Annotated in this window: 21 protein-coding genes; 13 read left to right on the top strand and 8 right to left on the bottom strand. The window is 62.5% G+C overall.

What is annotated here, in order from left to right:
• Positions 1 to 13: 13 nt before the first annotated feature.
• From JQ586_RS34890 to JQ586_RS34915, 6 genes are all read left to right on the top strand, one after another.
• Positions 14 to 1,024, top strand: coding sequence for an ABC transporter permease subunit (locus JQ586_RS34890; RefSeq protein WP_212399171.1), 1,011 nt, complete (start codon positions 14 to 16; stop codon positions 1,022 to 1,024).
• A complete protein-coding gene (locus JQ586_RS34895) occupies positions 1,021 to 1,932 on the top strand; it encodes an ABC transporter permease subunit (RefSeq protein WP_212399172.1) in 912 nt (303 codons plus the stop codon). Before JQ586_RS34890 ends, JQ586_RS34895 begins: the two co-directional genes overlap by 4 nt.
• A 28-nt stretch (positions 1,933 to 1,960) precedes the next feature.
• Positions 1,961 to 2,998, top strand: coding sequence for an ABC transporter ATP-binding protein (locus tag JQ586_RS34900; RefSeq protein WP_212399173.1), 1,038 nt, complete (start codon positions 1,961 to 1,963; stop codon positions 2,996 to 2,998).
• Positions 2,995 to 3,972 (top strand): peptide ABC transporter ATP-binding protein, encoded by a 978-nt coding sequence (locus tag JQ586_RS34905; protein WP_212399174.1) that lies wholly within the window; start codon positions 2,995 to 2,997, stop codon positions 3,970 to 3,972. The genes JQ586_RS34900 and JQ586_RS34905 overlap by 4 nt, the downstream gene beginning before the upstream one ends.
• Positions 3,973 to 4,071: 99 nt before the next feature.
• Positions 4,072 to 4,353 carry an FAD-binding oxidoreductase gene (locus JQ586_RS34910; protein WP_312017061.1) on the top strand — a complete coding sequence of 94 codons (282 nt, stop codon included), beginning with the start codon at positions 4,072 to 4,074 and terminating at the stop codon, positions 4,351 to 4,353.
• Between the two features lie 765 nt (positions 4,354 to 5,118).
• Positions 5,119 to 5,349, top strand: a complete 231-nt coding sequence (locus JQ586_RS34915) for a hypothetical protein (protein WP_212399176.1) — start codon at positions 5,119 to 5,121, stop codon at positions 5,347 to 5,349.
• A 57-nt stretch (positions 5,350 to 5,406) separates the two neighbouring features.
• On the opposite strand, the gene JQ586_RS34920 is transcribed toward JQ586_RS34915, so the two are convergent.
• The 7 genes from JQ586_RS34920 to JQ586_RS34950 all read right to left on the bottom strand — a co-directional run bounded on the left by JQ586_RS34920 (position 5,407) and on the right by JQ586_RS34950 (position 11,299).
• A complete protein-coding gene (locus JQ586_RS34920; protein WP_249148551.1) occupies positions 5,407 to 7,074 on the bottom strand; it encodes an NAD-dependent malic enzyme in 1,668 nt (555 codons plus the stop codon).
• A 351-nt stretch (positions 7,075 to 7,425) separates the two neighbouring features.
• A complete protein-coding gene (locus JQ586_RS34925; RefSeq protein ID WP_212399178.1) occupies positions 7,426 to 7,947 on the bottom strand; it encodes a ParB N-terminal domain-containing protein in 522 nt (173 codons plus the stop codon).
• A gap of 272 nt (positions 7,948 to 8,219) precedes the next feature.
• On the bottom strand, positions 8,220 to 8,948 hold the full coding sequence (locus tag JQ586_RS34930) for an SDR family NAD(P)-dependent oxidoreductase (protein WP_212399179.1): 729 nt from the start codon (positions 8,946 to 8,948) through the stop codon (positions 8,220 to 8,222).
• Positions 8,941 to 10,326, bottom strand: coding sequence for a class I adenylate-forming enzyme family protein (locus JQ586_RS34935; protein ID WP_212399180.1), 1,386 nt, complete (start codon positions 10,324 to 10,326; stop codon positions 8,941 to 8,943). Before JQ586_RS34935 ends, JQ586_RS34930 begins: the two co-directional genes overlap by 8 nt.
• The gene (locus tag JQ586_RS34940; protein ID WP_212399181.1) at positions 10,313 to 10,558 is read right to left on the bottom strand and encodes an acyl carrier protein; all 246 of its coding nucleotides are present in this window, start codon (positions 10,556 to 10,558) and stop codon (positions 10,313 to 10,315) included. The genes JQ586_RS34935 and JQ586_RS34940 overlap by 14 nt, the downstream gene beginning before the upstream one ends.
• The gene (locus JQ586_RS34945) at positions 10,543 to 10,977 is read right to left on the bottom strand and encodes an AMP-binding protein (protein WP_212399182.1); all 435 of its coding nucleotides are present in this window, start codon (positions 10,975 to 10,977) and stop codon (positions 10,543 to 10,545) included. The genes JQ586_RS34940 and JQ586_RS34945 overlap by 16 nt, the downstream gene beginning before the upstream one ends.
• A gap of 52 nt (positions 10,978 to 11,029) precedes the next feature.
• The gene (locus JQ586_RS34950) at positions 11,030 to 11,299 is read right to left on the bottom strand and encodes an acyl carrier protein (protein ID WP_212399183.1); all 270 of its coding nucleotides are present in this window, start codon (positions 11,297 to 11,299) and stop codon (positions 11,030 to 11,032) included.
• Between the two features lie 229 nt (positions 11,300 to 11,528).
• On the opposite strand from JQ586_RS34950, the gene JQ586_RS34955 reads away from it, so the two are divergent.
• From JQ586_RS34955 to JQ586_RS34985, 7 genes are all read left to right on the top strand, one after another.
• Positions 11,529 to 12,749 carry an acyl-CoA dehydrogenase family protein gene (locus JQ586_RS34955; RefSeq protein ID WP_212399184.1) on the top strand — a complete coding sequence of 407 codons (1,221 nt, stop codon included), beginning with the start codon at positions 11,529 to 11,531 and terminating at the stop codon, positions 12,747 to 12,749.
• A 42-nt stretch (positions 12,750 to 12,791) separates the two neighbouring features.
• Entirely contained in the window at positions 12,792 to 13,733 is a 942-nt protein-coding gene (locus tag JQ586_RS34960) for an amino acid--[acyl-carrier-protein] ligase (protein WP_212399192.1), read from the top strand.
• 83 nt (positions 13,734 to 13,816) lie between these two features.
• Positions 13,817 to 15,097 carry an O-acetylhomoserine aminocarboxypropyltransferase/cysteine synthase family protein gene (locus JQ586_RS34965; protein ID WP_212399185.1) on the top strand — a complete coding sequence of 427 codons (1,281 nt, stop codon included), beginning with the start codon at positions 13,817 to 13,819 and terminating at the stop codon, positions 15,095 to 15,097.
• Between the two features lie 18 nt (positions 15,098 to 15,115).
• Positions 15,116 to 16,291, top strand: coding sequence for a homoserine O-succinyltransferase (locus tag JQ586_RS34970; protein WP_212399186.1), 1,176 nt, complete (start codon positions 15,116 to 15,118; stop codon positions 16,289 to 16,291).
• The gene (locus JQ586_RS34975; RefSeq protein WP_212399187.1) at positions 16,288 to 17,148 is read left to right on the top strand and encodes an acyl-CoA acyltransferase; all 861 of its coding nucleotides are present in this window, start codon (positions 16,288 to 16,290) and stop codon (positions 17,146 to 17,148) included. Before JQ586_RS34970 ends, JQ586_RS34975 begins: the two co-directional genes overlap by 4 nt.
• Positions 17,149 to 17,174: 26 nt before the next feature.
• Positions 17,175 to 18,062 carry a branched-chain amino acid aminotransferase gene (locus JQ586_RS34980; protein ID WP_212399188.1) on the top strand — a complete coding sequence of 296 codons (888 nt, stop codon included), beginning with the start codon at positions 17,175 to 17,177 and terminating at the stop codon, positions 18,060 to 18,062.
• Positions 18,063 to 18,092: 30 nt separating this feature from the next.
• The gene (locus JQ586_RS34985) at positions 18,093 to 19,739 is read left to right on the top strand and encodes a thiamine pyrophosphate-dependent enzyme (RefSeq protein ID WP_212399189.1); all 1,647 of its coding nucleotides are present in this window, start codon (positions 18,093 to 18,095) and stop codon (positions 19,737 to 19,739) included.
• Between the two features lie 178 nt (positions 19,740 to 19,917).
• On the opposite strand, the gene JQ586_RS34990 is transcribed toward JQ586_RS34985, so the two are convergent.
• Positions 19,918 to 20,070 carry a hypothetical protein gene (locus tag JQ586_RS34990; RefSeq protein ID WP_212399193.1) on the bottom strand — a complete coding sequence of 51 codons (153 nt, stop codon included), beginning with the start codon at positions 20,068 to 20,070 and terminating at the stop codon, positions 19,918 to 19,920.
• Positions 20,071 to 20,834 lie beyond the last annotated feature (764 nt).

Below are 20,834 nucleotides of genomic sequence, written 5' to 3' on the forward strand. Positions count from 1 at the left end.
ACCGAGGGACGACATGCTCCGGTTCGTTCTTACCCGATTGAGTCTCGTGATTCCGACCTTCATCGGGATCACGTTGCTCGTGTTTGTGCTGATTCGATTGATCCCTGGCGATCCCATCGAGACCATGGCGGGCGAACATGGCATCGATCCGGCCCGGCTCGCGCAATTGCGCGTTGACTACGGCTTCGATAAGCCCTTGCTGGTCCAGTATGGTCTCTATCTGTCGCGGATGGCGCATGGTGACCTCGGCCGCTCGATTGCCACCCATGAACCCGTGATTTCTGAATTCCGGACGCTGTTCCCGGCGACGATCGAACTGTCGGTTTGCGCGATCCTGTTTGCAATATGCCTCGGTTTGCCGGCCGGCATCATCGCAGCCGTTCGCCGCAACTCGATCTTCGATCATGGCGTGATGGGGATCTCGCTCACCGGATACTCGATGCCGATTTTCTGGTGGGCATTGCTGTTGATCCTGCTTTTTTCGGTACAGCTCGGATGGACCCCGGTGTCGGGGCGAATAGCGGTGCAATACTTCATCGAACCAGTGACCGGTTTCCTGCTGATTGATACGCTGATAGACGGCGATTTCGGCGCCTTTCGCTCGGCGCTGTCACATCTCGTGCTGCCGGTGATCGTGCTCGGCACCGTGCCGCTCGCCGTGATCGCCCGCATGACGCGGTCCGCCATGCTGGAGGTCCTGGGGGAGGATTACATCCGCACCGCTCGCGCCAAGGGATTGCCGCGCTTCCGGGTGATCGCGATCCATGCGCTGCGCAATGCGCTGATTCCGGTGGTGACGGTGATCGGGCTGCAGGTCGGTGTCCTGTTTACGGGCGCAATCCTCACGGAGACAATCTTCTCCTGGCCTGGTGTCGGCAAATGGCTGATCGAGGGCATCAACCGCCGCGACTATCCGGTGTTGCAGGGCGGCACGCTGTTGATCGGCGCGATCGTCATGATCGTCAATCTGCTGGTCGACGTCGCCTATGGGATGATCAATCCCCGCATCCGGTACGCAAGATGACTGCCGAAGTCCTCGAAAGCCCTGTCGTTGTCGCGCAAGCAGGCACTGCGCCGCATCCGCTGTTGGAACTCTGGTTCGATTTCAGGGCAAATCGCGGCGCCGTGACGGGCCTCGTCGTGATCGTAGTGCTCATTCTCCTCGCGCTGTCAGCCGATTTCGTTGCACCGCATTCCCCTGTCATCACGGACAATACGGCCTTTCTCAAACCGCCCGTCTGGCAACAAGGCGGATCGATCGCCTATCCGCTCGGCACCGACGCGATCGGCCGCGACATGCTTTCCCGTCTTATTCACGGAGCAAGGCTTTCGCTTCTGATCGGGATCGCGGTCGTGACGCTGTCAGTGGTCGCCGGGACGATTCTTGGGCTGGTGGCGGGTTTTTATCGCGGGGTGGTCGAGATCGCGATCATGCGACTGATGGACATCACGTTGACGCTACCGAGCCTTTTGCTCGCGATCGTCATCGTTGCGATCCTTGGACCGGGCTTGATGAATGCCATGCTTGCGGTCGCGATCGTGCTGTTGCCACATTATGTGCGGATCACGCGCGCCGCCGTGATCAGCGAAGTCTCGAAGGATTACGTCACCGCGGCCAAAGTCGCGGGTGCAGGGCGCCTCCGACTGATGTTCAAGGAGGTGTTGCCGAACTGCACCGCTCCCCTGATCGTCCAGGCGTCGCTCGGCATTTCGACTGCGATCCTGGATGCGGCCGCACTCGGCTTTCTCGGTCTCGGCGCACAGCCCCCTTTGCCCGAATGGGGCACCATGCTGGCGGATGCGCGAGAATTTGTTCTGCGGGCCTGGTGGGTCGTTACGCTTCCGGGCTTGGCGATCCTCGTAACCGTGCTGGCGTTCAACCTCCTCGGCGACGGACTGCGTGACGCGCTCGATCCCAAGCTCAAGCGATAGCGCCTGATCATTGTCGAAAGGCGACCTGATGCCGCTCCTCGAGATCGAGAATCTATCCGTCGCGTTTCCATCGCGGGGCGGGATGGTGCGCGCTGTGGATGGCATCGACATCGCACTCGAAAAGGGCGAGGTGCTGGGGATCGTCGGCGAATCCGGATCCGGTAAGAGCGTCGCCATGTTGGCCCTGATGGGACTCGTGCCATCCCCGGGGCGTGTCGAGGCCGACAAACTGCGGTTCGAGGGGCGGGATCTGCAGACCTTGACCGATCGCGAGCGGCGCGCGCTCACCGGCAAGGACGTCGCGATGATCTTCCAGGAGCCGACGACGTCGCTTAATCCTTCCTTCACGATCGGCTATCAGCTGGCCGAGACATTGCATATCCATGAAGGGATGGATCGCAAGGCCGCGCGACGGCGCGTGGTCGAGCTTCTCGAGCAAGTCGGTATTCCGGCCCCGGAGACACGGCTGTCGGCCTATCCGCACCAGCTTTCCGGCGGCATGAACCAGCGGGTCATGATCGCGATGGCGATCGCCTGCAATCCCAAGCTCCTGATCGCCGACGAGCCGACGACCGCGCTCGATGTCACAATCCAGGCGCAGATCCTCGATCTTCTGCTGTCCCTGCAACGCGATCGTGGCATGGCGCTGATCCTCATCACGCACAACATGGGCGTAGTCTCGGACACGACCGAACGAGTCGCCGTGATGTATGCGGGCCAGATCATGGAACAGCGCCCGACGCAAAGCCTGTTCGCGTCGCCGCAGCATCCCTATACGGCCGCCTTGCTGGCGGCACGCCCGGAGGCGAGCGACGGCGGCCGGCTCTCCACCATTCCGGGCTTGGTGCCCGGAGTATACGATCGGCCGCATGGGTGCCTGTTCAGTCCACGTTGCGTCTATGCAACGCAGCTGGCCGACAGGGAACGTCCCGATCTGCGCGCCTGGATGGACGGACGGATTCGTTGTCACTATCCGCTCGGCGATCCCACGCGAGATGAGCGCATCGCGGCCGATGGGGGTGGCACCGGCGGGGCCTCGATCTTCAAGCGCGAAATCGTGTCATGACGGCGCTTGTCACCGCCACCGATCTCAGGCGCAGTTACGACGTCAAACAGGGCTGGTTCCGCGGCCGGGCGCATCTGCACGCAGTCGGCGGAATATCGTTCGCGCTTGAAGCCGGCAAGACGCTGGCCGTCGTCGGCGAATCCGGTTGCGGCAAGTCGACACTCGCAAGGCTCGTGACGCTCATCGAGAAGCCGAGCGGAGGCTCGCTGATGCTCGATGGCATGGATGCGGTCAATCCACGGCCCAGCGCCGCACAGGCGTTGCGCCGGGCCGTGCAGATCGTGTTTCAAAATCCCTATGGATCGCTCAACCCGCGCAAGCGCGTCGGCGCCATACTGGAAGAGCCGCTCATCATCAACACCAACCTCTCGAAGCGGGACCGGCGAGCGCAGACGCTCGACATGATGACCAGGGTCGGGTTGCGGCCGGAGCAATATGGCCGCTATCCGCACATGTTCTCGGGCGGTCAGCGTCAGCGCATCGCAATCGCGCGCGCCTTGATGTTGCGGCCGAAGCTGCTGGTTGCCGACGAGCCTGTCTCGGCGCTCGACATGTCGGTGCAGGCGCAGGTTCTCAACCTTCTCGTCGATCTGCAGCGTGAGCTGGGGCTGGCTTACCTCTTCATCTCGCACGATCTCGGCGTTGTGCGCCACATCGCGGATGACGTGATGGTCATGTATCTGGGACTCGCGGTAGAGCACGGACCGAAGGAGCGTACGTTTGCCCGACCGCTGCATCCTTACGCGCAGGCCTTGCTGGACGCGACGCCGGGTCTTGGTCGCAAGCGCCAGCGGATCGTGCCGAAGGGCGAGGTGCCTTCGCCGCTCGATCCGCCGAAGGGCTGCGTCTTCTCGACCCGCTGTCCCCATGTGACAGACCTCTGCCGCTCGCAGCGTCCACCCTTGCGCCCGCTCGACGGCAGCCTCGTCGCCTGCCACTACGCGGAGCGCTTCCTGGAAGCCCACACGGCCTGACGATCGGTCAGCAAATGCGGCTCACCAACCCCAGCCGCATCAGGTTCGTTGCGCGAAATAGCCGGAGTTATACTGAGAACTGCCCTTTGGCGGCGCGATTTGCTTCTTCGTAATTCCGCCCTTCTGGAACGGGGCGTCCGCAAGCTTTTCCCGGACCTCGGACCGGTCCAGTCGCGATGGCTCGGCTTTCGTCCCTCGCTTCCCGATTCGCTGCCTGTCATCGGACCGGGCCGGCGCATTCCAAACCTGATCCATGCCTTCGGCCATGGACATCTCGGCATGACGCTAGCCGGCGTGACGAGCCGCATTGTTGGGGACCTCGTCGCAAGGCGAAATGACGCTCGGAACCTCGACGCATTCCGGCCCGATCGGTTTGCGTGAATGATATTTGCGGTTCGGTGGTGCCTTGCGCCATAGAGCAATAGGGACAACGCTCAGCTTGGCACTGAGCATTTGCGAACCCGACGAGGACTTCGCTATTTCCGCCTCCGCGTGCCGATGCTGATCTCCGGGATTTGCGATCCCGTCTCCGAGGCAAGAAAGCTCGCTCCTCAGGCCAGGTCGAAAACAGACTTACATCCCGTGAAAATGCCGAGCCCGGCATTCATGGAGAACTGATTCCAAAATGCAGCCTCCAAAGATCATGCCGGCTTCCCGCAACCGGTGGTCGCGGGCGAGAGCCGTTTTATGGATCTGGCTTTGCTGCCCGTTTTCGCTGGCTGGTGTGAACTACCTCACGCACGCTTGTGATTTTGCGGGCCAGCATACGGGATCGACGCGAACAGAAGGAGTCGCGGACATGAGCGAAAAGCCCATACGCAGGATGCCTGATTGGCTCACGACCGACGTGCTGATGATTGCCGTTTCGGTGGCGATTATCGGGCTGGGTATCTGGATCGCTCCGTAGCTTCGTTTCCGGAACGGATTGCAGTAGCCGGTGTCACTGCTGCGGCGCCATTCGTCGTCGCTCGCGGCTTCTGTCTGCCGCGCATTTGATCCGAAGCGACCACTAAGGTTCGGGAGATCCTGCGAGCATCCGTGGAAAACGTGACATCTTTTCAGCGAATGAATCTGCTGCCACGGTTTCGCCCCCGATCAATCAGCTAATCTCTATGTGTCGTGTAATGATTCGCACGGGGCATTGGGGTGCATGATCTGACGCTTTGGAACGCGCTGACGCGCCGAGAGCAGCGCATTGTCATCAAGCTGTTCGGTGGTGGTTCCACGCATGGGGACCGCATGTCCGAAACGACCAATCTCATGAGGCTCGGTCTCATCACCGAGAACGGTCTAACCTCGACTGGCCTCGAGGTCTTCATTGCTGCGTTCAAGGCGCAACTCGGGGCGCGCCGCGCGGAAGTCGCCGCGTCGATCTAACGCGGAAGGGGCGACGCCGCTCGTGCGGCCAGGCGCTGCATTCGGGGGCGCGGAGTTCTAAGGCGCAAGGTAGCTGCGATATTCCGGCTCGAACATCTGGGCACGGACGTGGCCGAGTACATCATCAGGTTCGCGGCCGCTGGCGAGGCCGCGCTGATAGGCGAGGCGGGCCACTTCCGTTGCGATATGGCAGGAAACCTCGCGAATGCGCGGTAGCGCCGGATAGAGGCTGCCTTGCGCGAGATCCGCCTCGGTGACGAGATTTGACAGGGTCCGCGCCGCCACCATGAACATCTCGTCGGTGACCCGGCTGGCGCCGGAGGCGATCACGCCGAGGCCGACTCCCGGGAAAATGTAGGAGTTGTTGCCCTGGCGCGGCACGAAGCTGAGGCCATCGAACGTCACCGGCGCATAGGGACTGCCGCAGGCGAACAGCGCCCGGCCGCCGGAGTGACGATAGGCTTCCTCGGCGCTGCATTCCGCCTGCGAGGTGGGATTGGATAGCGCGAAGATGATTGGTCGGGCATTGAAGTCTGCCATGGTGCGCAGCACCTCGGGCGTGAAGGTGCCGCCCACCGCCGAGACCCCGATGATGCCGGTGGGCCGGAGTGCCTTGATCGCCGCCAGAAAGTCGGTCACCAGCGGGTACTCGTGAGCGTAGCCCAGTTTGTGCTCGGCGAGGTCATTGCGTGCCTTGACCACCAGGCCCCTCGAATCAACCAGCCAGATCCGGCTTCGCGCTTCCTCCTCCGAATTGCCCTGTGCCACCATGGCGGCCACCACGAGGTCGGCAATACCGGTCGCCGCTTCACCCGCGCCGAGGAACAGGAGCTTCTGCTCCGTCAGCCGGCCTCCGGTGGCCCGCAGCGCCGAGAACAGGCCGGCGAGCGCCACCGACGCGGTGCCCTGGATGTCATCGTTGAAGACGCATGCGGCGTCGCGATAGCGCTGCAGCAGCCGGAAAGCGTTGTGGTTGGCGAAATCCTCGAACTGGATCAGCACGCCGGGAAAAGCCTGCTGCGCGGCTCGCATGAATTCGTCGACGATTGCGTCATAGTCGCCGCCGCGCAGCCGCGGCTGCCGCAGGCCGATATACTGGGGGTTCTTCAGGAGCTCGGCATTGTTGGTGCCGACGTCCAGCACCACCGGCAGGCACAGCGAGGGATGGACGCCGGCGCAGGCGGCATAAAGCGAGAGCTTGCCCACCGGAATGCCCATGCCGTTGGCGCCGAGGTCGCCGAGGCCAAGGATGCGCTCGCCGTCCGTCACCACGATCAGCCGCGCGGGGTGCGGCCAGTTGCGCATCAACTCGGCGATCCGGCCGCTGTCATTGGTGCTGATGTAGAGGCCGCGCGGACGCCGGAAGATGTCGCCGAAGCGCTGGCAGACCTCACCGACCGTCGGGGTGTAGATAAGTGGTTGAATCTCATCGATATTGTCGCAGACCACGCGCAGGAACAGCGTCTCGTTGCGGTCACGCAACGCGTTGAGAGCGACGAACTTCTCCAGATTGTCCGGCAGGCGGCGCAGGTTCTTCAAAATGCGGTCTGCCTGCTCCTCCATGGTCGAGACGTGGGGCGGCAGGAGGCCGCGCAGGCCGAAGGCGTCGCGCTCGGCGAGCGAGAAGGCGGTGCCCTTGTTGAGCAGCGGATTGCGCAGCAGCGCAAGGCCGTGCGGCAGATCGATCAATGGGAGAATCTGCTTCTTTGGTGCTGACAGGGTCAAGGCGTCCTCACGGCTTCGTCCCGCCGGCATTTGCCGCCAACGAGTTGTTGTTTGCCATCCGAACAGCCTCTAGGCCGCTCGCGCTTCAGGAGGTGCGAAACGATGTCGTGCACAACGTGCTGCCCGAATGGGACGTCTAGGTTGACCGTTGGTGCATGCAAATGACAAGCGTCAATTTGCCGGGAGACCAATCGCCCTCATTGCATTGCAGCAAATCTGGTCCGCGCCGATGTGCTGATGTTGCGTTGCGCCCGAGCGAGCACACATCGTGCCCTGGACCCTTGTTCTGACGCGTTTTCTCCGCGCGAACCGGTATCCATTTCGCTCGAAAACGCCCAAGGAACCAAGCAATCAATAACGACCGCCGTCGCGCTTTTGCCTAGTGATCCATTCCGACAGGGTTTTCGGGGCCGATCCTGAAGTCCGGCTCGGCGATGTCTTGGCATTGTGACGGACGCCCTTCGCCGAACCGGTTCGCAGAAGCTGCGCTTCCGTTTCCATGACACCCCTCAAGTCAGCGGTCGATCTGTCTGCGGCCTCCTTCTCGAGACGCAGCTTTTTCAGCCGCGCCATCTTGTCGCGCTCTGCTTCCGCTTCGGGGCTTTCGAACAAGGGTGTTCTTTTTTGAGCAGGTTCGGCCGAGACCAGGATTGCGATAATGGTTGTCTCGCCGAGCGCCTTGCAGGCTTCGAGCCGATGCAGTCCCTCGACCAGAACGAAGCGGCCTTCGTCGGGCCGAACGAGGATGGGGGCCTGTTGTCCGATTTCCAGGATACTTCCCGCGATCTCCTCGACGACTTCGGGCTTGATTGCCTTCTTCCTCTTCACGGGAACGTAAATGTTCTCGATTGGGAAGCTTTCCGGTTTGGGCATTGCTTCTACTCCGTCTTCACAGGGCCCGTCGGAAACGCATGCCGGTGGGAGCGGAATTCTAGGGATGATGCGTTCGACCGCAAAGGTAATATTGTCGGAGTTTCATTGCGCGCCGGGGGTGGTTCCAGGATGAGGCTCACGGCTGGGAACCGCGAATCCTGGTCAAGCCGTTGGGCGGTCGTTCGGCGCGTGGTGATAGTTTGACCGAAATGGCCAGCAGCCGGGTGGTTCTACCGGCATGCGCTGGCGCGATCGATACAATAGTTGAAAGGTCAAGCGGTGTTGCCGGAGTCCACCGTCAGCACGGTGCCCGTGATGTTCCGACCCCCATCGCCCAGAAGATAATCCACCATGGCGGCGACGTCTTTGGCCTCGGGCAGGCGGCGCAGCGCGCTGCGGCCGGCGATGCGCCGGCGACCTTCATCGTCAAGGGATTTCGTTAGCTCGGTGTCGATGAAGCCGGGCGCGACCGCGTTCACGGTGATGCCGAGCCGGCCAACCTCGCGGGCCAGCGAACGCGTCAAGCCGGTGGCCGCAGCCTTCGAGGCGCCATAGACGGACAGGCCGTTGTAGCCGGTCGACGCGATGATGGAGGAGATATTGACGATGCGTCCCGCTCCGTCTGCCATCATGTGACGCACCACGTATTTGGTAAGAAGGATCGGCGACAGCACGTTCAAACGGATCAACGCCTCGATATCGGAATTGCGCATGGTGGCGAGCAGCCCTTCGGTACCGATCCCGGCATTGTTGACGAGGCCGTAGAGCGGGCCGAAGGCGTCGCGCAACTCCTTCACGAAGGAAGGGATCTTTTCGACGTCGCCGAGATCAAACGCCCTGAAGTGGAGGCGATCCGCTCCCACCTCGTGCACCGTTCGGGCAAAGTCTTCGCCCTCGCGGCGGGCGACCGCGATCACCTTGTAATCGCCCGACATGGCAAGCCTGCGCGCAATCGCAAGTCCAATGCCGCGACTGCCGCCGGTGACGAGGACGTTACGCATCGGCGCGCGCCAGTTTGCCTGCGGCCGTGACGTCGAGCCGCTGGACGAAGCGGATCACCGCGGGCACTTTGTATGCGGCCAGCGCGTCCTTGCAGCTGCCGAGAATCTCGGTGCGGATGGTTTCCTGGCGGCTCGCATCGGTTCCGTCGGCAAGGACGATGTCGGCAATAACGATCGAGCCGGTGATCGGACTTTTACGCGACCGTGCGCGCGACATCCGCACGGACTCGTGTCGATTGATGACGGTCTCGATCTCCTCCGGATGGACCTTCAGCCCGCCGATGTTGATGATGCCGCCGCGCCGGCCGACGAAGTGGTAGCGCTCGCCGCGCAGTTCGACCATGTCGCCGGTGTCGACGAAGCCCTCGGCATCGGCGAGCGGCGGTTCGTTTGCGCCGACATAGGAGCGCGCCGTGCCGCAGGAGCGGATCCGGAGCGAGCCGTCGACCACTTTCATCTCGACGCCGTCCCGGTTCGCTCCGATCAGATCGACGGGAAAACCCTCGTATCCGTCGTCGACCGCGAAGCCGACGCCGGCCTCGGTCGAAGCATAAGCGTGTCCGATCGAGGCATGCGGAAACGCCCGGGCGAGGCCGTCGAGCACTGCCTGGTCGGCGATTTCGCCGGACAGGCGGACGTAGCGCGGAGAAAAGTTCGCTGCCGCACCGCTCATCAGGAGCTTACGCCAGTGCGAGGGCGTGCCTGAAATGTGGGTGACGCCGCCTGCGCTCAGCCGTGCCACGTGATCCGCGATGGCTTCCCCAGGTTCCGACAATACCAGTGATCCGCCGCCGATCACGGCGCGCAGGAAGATCTGCAGGCCACCATAGCGGCGGATATCGTAGAAAGTTGCCCAGATCGCATTCCGGTGGCGCGCAGGTCCTTCGGCGGTGATCGCACGTGCCAGTCCGTCGAGCGTGTGCTGAACGATCTTCGGCAGCCCCGACGTGCCCGAGGTGAGCATCAACCATTCGGTCGCCCGTTGGGTGCTACATCGGATAGATGCTCGTTCGGGCAAGCCGGCGCCGACGATCAGACAGGTCCCGGTATGCCATCGAGGGAGCGGACGATCGGTGACAATGGTGTCGATCTCGGCGCGCGCAAGCAGGGCCTCGACGTGGTCCGGATCGAAGTCGGGCGGGCACAGAAGCATGCGGCGGGCGACGCCGTCGAGCTGGATCATCGCGAGCGCGGACAGCAACTGTCCCGACGTCGCCAGCAGTACCGAGCGGCCGGACAGGTCGCGGAAGTCGCCGGTCAGGCAGCTGTGCTCGAGAATATCTGTTAGCGATACGCTGTGCTTTGCATCGGAAATCGTGCGGCCCTTCAGCTCCGGGCCGAGAAACTCGCGCAGCGCCAGGACATCAGGCGTGGACATTCTCGTAGGCTCTGACAAACTCACCGACGGTCGACGGGAAAGCCGCATCTTCGGCGGTGGTGAACGGATCAACTCCGAGATCATCCTCAAGCCGCGCGACCAGGATCGCGAACGCCAGCGAATCGAAGCCGGTGTCCTGCAGCGGCAGATCGTCCCGGAGCGGCGGAAGGGTGACCTTCTGTTCTTCGGCGATTTGCTGCATCACCGAAAAAATTCTCAACCTTGACGACATGAACACCTCACAGTTTCGATGCGATGGGCGAGCGACAGGCCGACCAGCCTTGTATTGACCAGCGCCGCCGTGCCACCGAGGCTGCTGATGCCGAGCCAGCAGGCAATGTAGTCCGGTCGGTTCGGCATCATCAGGCAAAGGGTGTTGCCGGCGCGGATCCCGAGGTCCCGGGCCCAGCGCGCATATTGATTGATCCGGGTGCCGAGTTCCGCGTAGGTAAAAGATCGACGGTTCGCCAGCAATGTTAAGCGTTGAGGTTGCCGTCTCGCCCGGTCTTCGACGAAATCGGCGAACGGCCACCGCGGCTCGGCGTCGATCCGCGAGGTCGGTTCGATGGCTTTCAGCCAAGCTTTGGCAGCGGAGGGTTTGCGTCTCAGATCGTCGCTTTTGGCCGTCAGCCCAGACATACCCTCGCTCATGATGCGATCACGCATATGATTTCGATCGATGTCCCGCGCCGGCCAATATGCTTTATCCTGGCGCGGGGCCGAGTTGGTTGAGAATCATGACCTGCAACGTCTTAACCGATTGGAAGTTTTCGGGCGTGATCTCAGGCTGCGGCAGGGTAAGGTCGAACTCGGCTTCGACCTTAAGCATGAGCGCGACCATATCCATCGAGTCCAGTCCGATGTCGACCAGCCGGGATTCCGGATGGACATCCGCGATGATTGCGTTCTGTTTCAGGACACTCCTGACGACAGAAAGAACCCGGTCTTGAATGCTGGCGGTAAAATCCTGCATTTCAGCCCTATTCATTATACGACGTGGCAAACCGTGGCGTGACGCTACCTGACGGCATCACGGGGCGGTAGCTCCGCTTCGGGGGTACTCCATCGGGGGGAAGCGTGCTTTGGCGCATCCACCTTTTGCTCCGGCGACGCTGCAGGCGAGGTCAGTTAGAGTCCCACCGTCGCGTAAGTCGTTTCGGCGCGGTTTGAAGGCGTCGGACCCTCACACGGGAGGCTGGGGTATGAATGTGCAGGAAGTCCACTTCAGCAGCTTGGCCGCGGAAAGCGGCCGTGTGGTGCGTGACCGAGCTTCATTCCAGCAGCGGGCGGCCGCCGTCGCAGAAGCGGCGGCAGCGGAGGCCGTAGCGGTAGACCGCGAGGCGCGCTTTCCGCGAAAGGCGATCGACGCGGCGCGCAAGGAGCGGCTGCTGGGCGTCCAGATCCCGATCGAGTTCGGCGGCGAGGGAGCCTCCATCCTGGAAGTAGCCGACATGTGCTACGCGCTCGGCCGTGCCTGCGCCTCCGCCGGGATGATCTTCGCGATGCACCAGACCAAGATCGCGTGCCTGGTTCGCCACGGCGCGGGCAGCGCTTGGCACGAAAGGCTGATGCGGCGCATCGCCCACGAACAGCTCCTGATGGCGTCGTCGACCACGGAAGGCCAGAACGGGGGAAACATCCGATTCAGCACTGCCGCGGTGGAGCGCGAGGGCGCCGAGATTTCCCTGGTGCGTGACGCGACTGTCATTTCCTACGGCGCCGAGGCGGACGGCATCGTCACAATCGCCCGCCGCGCCGATGACGCAGCCGGATCCGATCAGGTGCTGCTTGCGATCACGCGCGACGACTATACCCTGGAGCCCACGCTCGCGTGGGAAACGCTCGGCATGCGTGGAACCTGCAGCGCCGGCTTCAAGCTGAACTTCAAGGGCTCGGCAGACCAAATATTTCCGGTGGCCTACAACAAGATCCATGCGCAGACGATGACGCCGGTCGCCCATTTGTGCTGGTCGTCGGTCTGGGCGGGAATCGCGGCCGCGGCGGTGGACCGGGCACAGCTCTTCATCCGCAAGGCTGCTCGCGGGGCCGGCGGGAGCATGCCTCCCGGCGCGGCGCATTTCACCTCGGCCAAGATGACGCTGAACAAGCTGCGCGCCATCATCGCGGCGAACTTGGAGTCCTATGCGGCCAGCGAACACGACGAGCACATGCTGTCGTCCGTCGACTTTCAGTCCGCGATCAATCTGCTCAAGGTGGAGGCCTCCGAACTCGCCGTCTCGACCGTGATGCACGCGATGCGTGCCTGCGGCCTGTCCGGCTATCGCAACGACAGCGACGTCAGCGTCGGCCGCCATCTCCGCGACGTGCTTTCGGCGCCTATCATGATCAACAACGACCGCATCCTTTCCAGCATGAATGCGGCGACGCTGATGAGTGCCGTCCCGGTGTCGCTGCGCGATTGAAGTGTGGTTCTCGAACAAAAGGGATTTGACGTGAACGTTGCCATGTTTGCTGCACAGGCGGAAACGGTTTCGTTCTCGCCCGATCCGCTCGATCATCTCGCCGATAAACTGTTCTACGAGATGGGGTCTCCGGGAGTCTATGGTCGCAAGGCACTTTATGAAGACCTCGTGGAGAGGCTTGCGGCGCTGATCACGCGGCATCGCGAACCCGATACAGAGGTTTTCCGATTCCCGCCTGTCATGAACCGCACGCAACTCGAGCGGTCGGGTTATCTGAAGAGTTTTCCGAACCTCCTCGGTTGCGTCTGCGGTCTGCATGGCACCGATAGCGAGATCGACGCGGCGGTCAGCCGATTCGAGGCCGGCGGCGACTGGACCGCATCGCTTTCACCTGCAGACCTGGTTCTTTCGCCGGCTGCCTGCTATCCGGTCTATCCGATCGCCGCGAGCCGCGGTCCCGTTCCGGCTGGCGGCTGGCGGTTCGACGTCGCGGCCGACTGCTTCCGTCGCGAGCCCTCTCGCCATCTCGACCGGCTGCAGTCGTTCAGGATGCGCGAATATGTCTGCGTCGGCAGCGCTGACCACGTCTCGGAATTCCGGGAGCGCTGGATCGTGCGCGCTCAGGAGATCGCCCGCGGTCTCGGATTGGCCTTCCGGGTCGACTACGCCAGCGATCCGTTCTTCGGCCGGGTCGGCCAGATGATGGCGGTGAGCCAGAAGCAGCAGTCGCTGAAATTTGAGCTGCTGGTGCCCCTGCGCTCCGAGGAGCGCCCGACCGCTTGCATGAGCTTCAACTACCACCGCGATCACTTCGGCGTCGCCTGGGGCATCAAGGATTCGTCAGGCGAGCCGGCCCATACCGCCTGCGTGGCCTTCGGCATGGATCGTCTTGCCGTCGCAATGTTCCATAGCCACGGGACGGACGTCGCCAAATGGCCGACAGCAGTGCGGGATCTGCTCGGCTTCCCGCCGGACGGCCGGTAGACGCCGCCAGCATTCGAGGAACGTCGATGCACATGAGAAATCCAGAGGTTGCCCGGGACCGAATAATTGAAGGGGCAGCCTCCATGAAAAAAGAAACGCTCGCCATTCACGGTGGCTACGACATCGACCCGACCACCAAGTCCGTCGCGGTGCCGATCTACCAGACCGCCTCGTATGCCTTCGACAGCGCCGATCATGGTGCCGCGCTGTTCAATCTCGAGGTCGACGGCTACCGCTACACCCGGATCGGCAATCCGACCAACGCGGTGCTGGAGCGGCGCGTCGCCGCCCTCGAAGGAGGCATCGAGGCACTCAGCGTCGCGTGCGGCCAGGCTGCGATGAATTATGCGGTGACCAACATCGCCGAGATGGGCAGCAACATCGTTTCGGTCCCGCAACTCTATGGCACGACGCACACGCTGTTCGCCCACATCCTGCCGAGACAGGGCATCACGGTCCGGTTCTCGGAAGACGACCAGCCGGCGAGCATGGAAAGACTCATCGACGATAATACGCGGGCAGTGTTCTGCGAGAGCGTCGGAAATCCGGCCGGGAACATCTGCGACATCGAAGGGATCGCCGAGATTGCGCACAGGCACGGTGTGCCGCTGATCGTCGACAACACGGTGCCGACACCGATCCTGCTCAGGCCGATCGAATACGGTGCCGATATCGTGGTGGAGTCGCTGACGAAATTCATGGGCGGGCACGGCACCACGCTCGGCGGCATCATCGTCGACAGTGGCAAGTTCCCGTGGGCGGAGCATCGCCGGCGTTTCCCGATGATGAACGAGCCGGAACAATCTTACCACGGGCTGGTCTTCGCCGAACGCTACGGGCCCGCTGCCTATATTGCGCGCTGCCGCGCGGTCTCGCAGCGAACCACCGGCTCGATACTGGCGCCGCTGAACGCCTTTCTGCTGCTCCAGGGCATCGAGACCGTCGCGGTGCGGGTTGAGCGACACGTCGAGAATGCCGAGAAGGTCGCGCGGTTTCTGCGCGACGATCGTGGCGTCGAATGGGTGAACTATACAGGCTTCCCCGACAACCCCTATCACGCGCTGACGCAGAAATATCTGGGCGGCCGGGCGTGTGCGCTGCTGACCTTCGGCGTGGCGGGCGGGTTCGAGGCTGGCAAGCGGTTCTACGACGCGCTCAAGCTGGTCAAGCGGCTGGTCAATATCGGTGACGCGAAGTCGCTCGCCTGCCACCCCGCGTCGACCACGCACCGGCAGATGTCGCGCGCGGAGCAGGAAAAGGCGGGGGTGCGGCCGGAGATGATCAGGTTGAGCGTCGGAATCGAGCATATTGACGACATCGTTGCCGATCTCGATCAGGCGCTCCGCGCTGCAGATCGAATTTAGTTAGAGTGAGGCATTCCGATGCCTGTCTTGATCGATGTCGACACCGACGACCACCACCTGCTCTCGAGAGCACCGAACGGAGGCGCCGCCGCCGTGGCGTCGCCCGGGAACCGGATGGACTGCCTGGAAATCGGGCTGATCAACAACATGCCGGATGCCGCCTTGATGTCCACCGAGCGCCAGGTGTTCGACCTGCTCGGCGCGGCGGCCGGAAGGCTCTTGGTCAGACTGCATTTCTATACGATGGAGACGACGCCCCGGTCGGATTGGGGGCGCGATTATGTCCGTCGATACTACCGCGGAACCAACGATCTGCTGAACGCGCGGCTGGATGGAGTGCTCGTGACCGGCACCGAACCCAGAGCTGCCGACCTGACGGAAGAGCCCTATTGGACCTCCTTCGTTCAACTCATGGACTGGGCCGCGGAGAATACCGTGTCGTCGGTGTTTTCCTGTCTCGCCGTCCATGCAGTCGTCCAGCACATGGACGGCATCAAGCGCCATAAGCTGCCTGCCAAATGCATTGGTGTCTTCTCTCAATCGAAGGCGAGAAGTCATCCTCTCATGCACAACGTTCCGGCGACCATCAGTATTCCGCACGCAAGGTGGAACGAGGTGCAGGAGGAGGCGCTCGCGAGCTGCGGGTATTCCATTCTCACCAAATCCGCGGAGGCTGGTGTCGATTGTTTCGTCAAGCAGCAGAAGAAGAGTCTCTTCGTTCATTTCCAGGGTCATCCGGAATACGAGACCCTGACCCTATTGGGCGAATTCAGACGGGACATGGGTCGTTTCCTGCGGGGAGAGAACGACGTCTGTCCTACGATACCGAAATCCTATTTCGATTTGGAAGCGGAAGAGATCCTGACCACCTTCCGGCGACAAGCCCTTTCGGACAGACGTCCGGAGCTCTTCGCGGATTTCCCGGCCGATCGACTGGCGAGGGATCTGCGAAACGTCTGGCGTGAGCCTGCCAGTCGCCTCTATCACAACTGGCTTTTGTACATGGCGTCACAGCGTGCCGCTCGTTCAAGGCCATTGTCGCTCATGCAAGGTGACGACCGACGCAGGATTCGGACTGCGGTTTCCGCCGAAGCGGGCTCGGTCCGCGCGTCAGCTCCGCGCTGGACGGGGCTGGGCCGCGACCTCCACAACGAAGAAGCTGGATCCGATCCGATGACAGAGCTCGGACCATGATCCGATGCCGCGAGATCGGGCCAGCCGACCTTGATGCCGTAGCCAATCTCCTGACGCGCGGCTTTGTTCGCCGTTCACGCGACCACTGGGTGAATGGGCTCCAGCGCATGGCCGCTCGCGAGATACCCGAAGGCTTCCCGCGGTTCGGTTACATGCTCGACAATCAGGGGACGCCCGTTGGCGTTCTGCTGCTGATCTACTCCGCGCAGGGCGATGCCAGCGGAGCCGCGATCCGCTGCAATCTCTCCAGCTGGTATGTGGAGCCCGCCTATCGCAGCTACGCTCCGATGTTGACCAGCGTCGCACAGCGCCACAAACACGTCACCTACGTCAACATCAGCCCTGCGCACTGGACCTGGCGGACCATCGAGGCCCAAGGATTCCACGCCTATTGCAGCGGCCAGTTCTTTTCGTTTCCGGCATTGTCGCACGTGCCGGAGGGCATGCGCGTCGAAGTCGTCCAGGCGGACGCGGAAGTGATCGACGGCATGTCCGAGGCCGACGTTGCGCTACTTGCGCGGCACGCCGCTTGCGGTTGCCTCAGCTTGGCGTGTCGCACGGCTGACGGCCGCACGTTCCCCTTCGTCCTCCAGTCGATGAGCTTGCGGCGGCTTGCCCCGATCGCCATGCGGTTGATCTATTGCCGCGATGTGGCCGACTATGTCGCCTGCGCCGGCGCCATCGGCCGATTCCTGCTCCGCCACGGCCGCTTCGTGGTCGCTGTCGACGCCAATGGCCGCATGCCGGACCTGATCGGCTTCTACCGGAGACGGCGCGGCCGCAAATACTTCAAGGGTCCGCAACGTCCCCGGCTTGCCGATTTGTCGGACACCGAGTTGGTGATCTACGGGCCGTAATTTCGTTGCCTACATGGAGGGCCGTCATGTTTCCCGAGGTCAAACCCGTCAGCCATTCGCACACATGGACGTTCTTCCAGGGTGCGTGGCACGAGGGCAATGTGCCGATCATGGGGCCTCGCACCCATGGGCTCTGGCTCGGGTCGACCGTATTCGATGGCGCCCGCGCCTTCGAGGGCGTTACGCCCGACCTCGACCGCCATTGCATCCGTGTCAATCAATCGGCCGCCAGCTTCGGACTCAACCCGATTGTCGATCCCGACACTTGGATGGGGTTGGCGCTTGAAGGCATCAAGCGCTTCCCGTCCAATGCCGAGCTCTACATCCGCCCGATGTATTGGCCTCAGAACGGCGTGGGTGGCGGCGTGCTGTTCGATCCGGATACCACGGACTGGTGCCTTTGCATCTATGAGGCGCCGCTGCCGAAGCCGGTCGGAAACGCGATCACGCTGTCGCCGTTCCGCAGGCCGACCGCAGAATGCGCGCCGGTCGCTGCGAAGGCCTCCTGTCTCTACCCGAACTGTTCGCGCGCACTGATCGAGGCGGCCTCGCGCGGCTTCCAGAACTGTCTGATGCTGGACATGCTCGGCAATGTCGCCGAATTCGGCAACGCCAACGTATTCATGGCGAAGGACGGTGTGGTCTATACGCCGGCGCCCAACGGAACCTTCCTCAACGGCATCACGCGGCAGCGGGTGATCGAGCTGTTGCGCGGCGAGGGCGTCGCCGTGGTGGAAGCCACGCTGCGCTACGCCGATTTCCTTGCCGCGGACGAGATATTCTCGACCGGCAATTTCGCGAAGGTCGCACCGGTGATCCGTATCGACGACCGTCAACTCGCGCCCGGCCCGTTCTATGCGCGCGCGCGGAAGCTCTATTGGGATTTCGCGCACGCCATCAGCCTGGCGGCGTGATAGTGACGACTTCCAGGGGGATCGTGCCGCATGGTTTTTCGAGTTGCCGACCTGATCGTGGATACGTTGGTCGCGCACGGCGTCGATCGTGCCTTCAGCGTCCCCGGCGAAAGCTTTCTTGCGCTGCTTGATGCCCTCTTCGAACGTAATAATATCGATCTCGTGACCTGCCGCCACGAGGGCAGTGCGAGTCTTGCCGCGGTTGCTGACGCCAAGCTCACCGGCCGGGCGGGCGTGGTGATGACCAGCCGTGGACCAGGTGCGTGCAACGCAGCGCTTGGTCTGCATGTCGCGTCCCAGGAGGCGATACCGCTCATACTGCTGGTCGGCCAGGTCGAAAAGCCCGACCTGAACCGTGACGCAGTGCAGGAGATCGACACGAAGCGGACGTTCGACGGCCTCATCAAATGGTCCACCAGGATTGATTCAGCGGCCCAGGTGCCCGAGATGATGGCGCGGGCATTTTCGGTGGCGCTTGGCGGCACGCCCGGTCCGGTTGCCGTCGAGCTTCCCCAAGACGTTCTCGAAATGGAGACCAGTCCGCTCCCCGTCGCCGTCCACGGCGTCGCGCGAGCCGAACCCAGTCGGGCCGCCGTGGAGCAGGCGGCCGATCTGGTCGGCAAGGCGGAGAGACCTGTTCTCCTGGTCGGAGGCGAGTGTCGGACCGCGGAGTTTCGCGAGGACCTGACCTTGCTGAGCGAGCGCTGGAATTTGCCGGTCGCAGCCACCAACAAGATGCAGGACCAGTTTCCGAACGATCACCGGCTCTGGATTGGCCAGCTTGGCTTCTTCATCTCGCCTGTGCATATCAAACTGTTTGAGCAGGCGGACTTGATCGTCGCGATTGGAACGCGGCTCGGCGAATTGTCCTCCCTGGGATTTCGGTTTCCGCGCCAGGCGCCGACGCGCCAGCCTCTGGTTCACGTCTATCCTGACCCGAATGCGATCGGGACTCACTTCCGGACGGATCTGCCGGTCGTCGCGTCGGCGCATTCCTTCCTGAAGTCCTGGCTCGACGTGCCGGCTGTGTCACGCGAGCGTGGCGGGTGGATCGAGGCCGTCGCGAAAACGCGGGAGGCGATTCATGCATGGCCCGAGCGGCGTATCCCCGACGCAGACGTGCTGGGGCACGCGGTTGCGGCGATTGCCAGGCGCTTCCCGGCAGACGGCATCGTCACGACCGACTCCGGCAACTTTGCGACTTGGGTTCACCGCATATTCCGCCTCCAGCCTTCGGCTCGAATGCTTGGCTCCGCTTGCGGCGCGATGGGCAGCGGCGTCCCTTCCGCACTCAGCGCGGCATTGCGTTTTCCGAACCGTCAGGTAATCGCGTTTTGCGGCGATGGCGGTTTTCTGATGACCGGGAACGAGCTGGCAACGGCCGTTGGCCGCGGGCTCGACATGAAGATCGTGATCTCCAACAATCGATCCTACGGCACGATTCGTTCGTATCAGGAGAAGGCGTTTCCGAAGCGACCCTGGGGGACGGACCTGTCCAATCCCGACTTCGCGGCCCTTGCCCGGGCATTCGGCGCGCAGGGCTATACGATCACGAATACGGAACATGCGGCTGATGTCGTCGCGGAAGCCATGTCGGCAAGGGGCCCCGTGGTGATCGAAGTTCAGTGCGATGTGCATCAGACGATCGATCGCTCTCTCGCCGCAGCGTCGGGCTGACGCACCTGGTGGCGCTGGCAGGGGCTTGCATCCGCAACCGGTGCGGCGGATAGCCCGCGCCAATCATGACAATCCGCACAATCTGGCCTTCAATTTGTGGAAGCGGGACTCTTCGGGGAAGGCGGAAACCGACCGTCCTCACCGGGATCGTCAACGTCCATCCAAACACCGACATCGATCAGTTGGACTCCATGGTGACGTCGGGCTGCACGACGCCGTAGCCGAGGCTCATCGCGGCGAGCGTCAGCGTCGTGGCCAATCCGGTCCGTTCGGGCCAGGCAGCCGCCCGTTGATCGAACGCCGGCAGGATGTTCGTCGATGTCGGTCGCATGGGTTCCACTCCGTGTGCCAAACCAATGCGAGAGATAGGCGCGCATTTCGCTCTGACACTTCGTTTCAGATCGAACTGTGATGTGAAGCGCCTTGGTGCCAAAGCGCCACGCGGAGGACCCGCGCGGCGTTTTGTCTCAATAGAACCGCTAGCTTCAACGCATCTCTCAGCCTGACTATCGACTGTCCCGGCGCGGTCCTGACAGAGTTGAATTTCGCTGTCTTTACGTTTGTCGGAGGCGGTTCGCAGGTCGTCATTCTACGCAATTTCGACGCTACCCAGACGGGCTCGCCATTTATCGTCGCGAGCGGCGGAACGACCGTGATTATCGGAAATTGCAAATTCCAAAATCTCGCCAACGGCAATGCCACATATGGCGCTGCCACACGAACTTGGCTGCGAACCGGGGACCGGCCGAGTTCTGCCGAACCACGTTAACTTCGTTGCGGTTTCCTTAAGAGAGGTTTTGGGGGTCTTAGATATTTTGGGCCAGCGAACCGAAACGGGCTCGCGGCGTTATAGGCCAGCAGACACTCCGCAACGAAAATCGACGGCGGGCCGGCCGTCCGGAATTCGCATCGTGAGCCGTAACAGCACTCGCGCGCGCCCGCCGTACACCGATTCCCCATTGGAGAAGACGCGCGCAGAGCAGACGCCAATCCCGTGAAAGGAGGCCCTATATTGGTATAAATTGGGAAATGCCGACGCTAAACGCGCGTACATAAATCACACTTTGAGATTTTTTTCGCCATTTTTGCTAATTA

This window comes from Bradyrhizobium jicamae, assembly GCF_018130215.1.
Taxonomy (GTDB): domain Bacteria; phylum Pseudomonadota; class Alphaproteobacteria; order Rhizobiales; family Xanthobacteraceae; genus Bradyrhizobium; species Bradyrhizobium jicamae_A.

Bases quoted from the DNA above. Each gene is read 5' to 3' on its own strand.
- JQ586_RS34950 (WP_212399183.1), bottom strand. From the start codon at position 11,299: ATGCAGGATTTTACCGCCAGCATTCAAGACCGGGTTCTTTCTGTCGTC.
- JQ586_RS34890 (WP_212399171.1), top strand. From the start codon at position 14: ATGCTCCGGTTCGTTCTTACCCGATTGAGTCTCGTGATTCCGACCTTC.
- JQ586_RS34970 (WP_212399186.1), top strand. From the start codon at position 15,116: ATGCCTGTCTTGATCGATGTCGACACCGACGACCACCACCTGCTCTCG.
- JQ586_RS34960 (WP_212399192.1), top strand. From the start codon at position 12,792: ATGTTTGCTGCACAGGCGGAAACGGTTTCGTTCTCGCCCGATCCGCTC.
- JQ586_RS34965 (WP_212399185.1), top strand. From the start codon at position 13,817: ATGAAAAAAGAAACGCTCGCCATTCACGGTGGCTACGACATCGACCCG.
- JQ586_RS34955 (WP_212399184.1), top strand. From the start codon at position 11,529: ATGAATGTGCAGGAAGTCCACTTCAGCAGCTTGGCCGCGGAAAGCGGC.
- JQ586_RS34900 (WP_212399173.1), top strand. From the start codon at position 1,961: ATGCCGCTCCTCGAGATCGAGAATCTATCCGTCGCGTTTCCATCGCGG.
- JQ586_RS34945 (WP_212399182.1), bottom strand. From the start codon at position 10,977: ATGAGCGAGGGTATGTCTGGGCTGACGGCCAAAAGCGACGATCTGAGA.
- JQ586_RS34930 (WP_212399179.1), bottom strand. From the start codon at position 8,948: ATGCGTAACGTCCTCGTCACCGGCGGCAGTCGCGGCATTGGACTTGCG.
- JQ586_RS34905 (WP_212399174.1), top strand. From the start codon at position 2,995: ATGACGGCGCTTGTCACCGCCACCGATCTCAGGCGCAGTTACGACGTC.
- JQ586_RS34895 (WP_212399172.1), top strand. From the start codon at position 1,021: ATGACTGCCGAAGTCCTCGAAAGCCCTGTCGTTGTCGCGCAAGCAGGC.
- JQ586_RS34925 (WP_212399178.1), bottom strand. From the start codon at position 7,947: ATGCCCAAACCGGAAAGCTTCCCAATCGAGAACATTTACGTTCCCGTG.
- JQ586_RS34935 (WP_212399180.1), bottom strand. From the start codon at position 10,326: ATGTCCACGCCTGATGTCCTGGCGCTGCGCGAGTTTCTCGGCCCGGAG.
- JQ586_RS34980 (WP_212399188.1), top strand. From the start codon at position 17,175: ATGTTTCCCGAGGTCAAACCCGTCAGCCATTCGCACACATGGACGTTC.
- JQ586_RS34985 (WP_212399189.1), top strand. From the start codon at position 18,093: ATGGTTTTTCGAGTTGCCGACCTGATCGTGGATACGTTGGTCGCGCAC.
- JQ586_RS34975 (WP_212399187.1), top strand. From the start codon at position 16,288: ATGATCCGATGCCGCGAGATCGGGCCAGCCGACCTTGATGCCGTAGCC.
- JQ586_RS34940 (WP_212399181.1), bottom strand. From the start codon at position 10,558: ATGTCGTCAAGGTTGAGAATTTTTTCGGTGATGCAGCAAATCGCCGAA.
- JQ586_RS34990 (WP_212399193.1), bottom strand. From the start codon at position 20,070: ATGCGACCGACATCGACGAACATCCTGCCGGCGTTCGATCAACGGGCG.